A 1,424-nucleotide genomic window follows, 5' to 3' on the forward strand; every position below is an offset into this window, starting at 1 on the left:
GCAGGCCCGCAAAAGATGACGCCTTCCGAAGCGTTCGTGGAAACCCTGGCCGCCAATGGCGTGACCGACATGTTCGGCATCATGGGCTCGGCCTTCATGGACCCGATGGACATCTTCGCCCCCGCCGGCATCCGGCTGATTCCCGTCGTGCACGAGCAGGGCGCCGGCCACATGGCCGACGGCTATGCCCGCGTCTCGGGCCGCCATGGCGTCGTCATCGGCCAGAACGGCCCCGGCATCAGTAATTGCGTCACCGCCATCGCCGCCGCCTACTGGGCGCATACCCCCGTCGTCATCATCACGCCGGAAACGGGCACGATGAGCATGGGCCTGGGCGGCTTCCAGGAAGCGAACCAGTTGCCGATGTTCGAGGAATTCACGAAATACCAGGGCCACGTCACCAATCCGGCCCGCATGGCGGAATTCACGGGCCGCTGCTTCGACCGCGCCATGTCGGAAATGGGCCCGACGCAGCTGAACATTCCCCGTGACTATTTCTATGGCGAAATCAAGGCGGAAATCCCGAAACCGAACCGCCTGGACCGCGGCGCCGGCGGCGAGCAAAGCCTCAACGATGCGGCCGAGCTCCTGGCCAAGGCCAAGTTTCCCGTGATTATCTCTGGCGGCGGCGTCGTCATGGGCGAAGCCATCGAAGAATGCAAGGCCCTGGCCGAGCGCCTGGGCGCCCCCGTCGTCAACAGCTATCTGCACAACGACTCGTTCCCCGCCAGCCACCCGCTGTGGTGCGGCCCGCTGGGCTACCAGGGTTCCAAGGCGGCGATGAAGCTGATCGCCCAGGCCGACGTCGTCGTCGCCCTCGGTTCGCGCCTGGGACCGTTCGGCACCCTGCCGCAGCACGGCATGGATTACTGGCCGAAAAACGCCAAGATCATCCAGATCGACGCCGACAACAAGATGCTGGGCCTGGTGAAAAAGATCTCGGTGGGCATCTGCGGCGACGCCAAGGCGGCCGCCAAGGCGATTATTGCCCGCCTGGACGGCAAGACCCTCGATTGCGACGCCACGCGCGACGCGCGCTATGCCACCGTGCAAGCGGAGAAGGCCGCATGGGAAGAGGAATTGACGAACTGGACCCATGAAAAGGATGCGTACAGCCTGGACATGATCGAAGAGCAGAAGAAAGAGCCGGGCAATTATTTGCACCCGCGCCAGGTCTTGCGCGAGCTGGAAAAAGCCATGCCGGAAGACGTGATGGTGTCGACCGATATCGGCAACATCAATTCGGTGGCGAACAGCTATCTGCGCTTCGAGAAGCCGCGCAGCTTCTTTGCGGCGATGAGCTTTGGCAACTGCGGCTATGCCTTCCCGACCATCATCGGCGCCAAGGTTGCCGCACCGCACCGTCCGGCCGTGTCGTATGCGGGCGACGGCGCCTGGGGCATGAGCCTGATGGAAACGATGAC

At 63.7% G+C, this 1,424-nt stretch carries 1 protein-coding gene; it reads left to right on the forward strand.

Annotated features, from left to right (window positions below; translation table 11 throughout):
- A partial coding sequence (xsc, locus tag AC07VL_RS27975) for a sulfoacetaldehyde acetyltransferase (protein ID WP_494808747.1) occupies window positions 1–1,424 on the forward strand: 1,424 nt, incomplete at both ends.

The organism is Janthinobacterium sp. GW821-FHT03C08, from assembly GCF_059420905.1.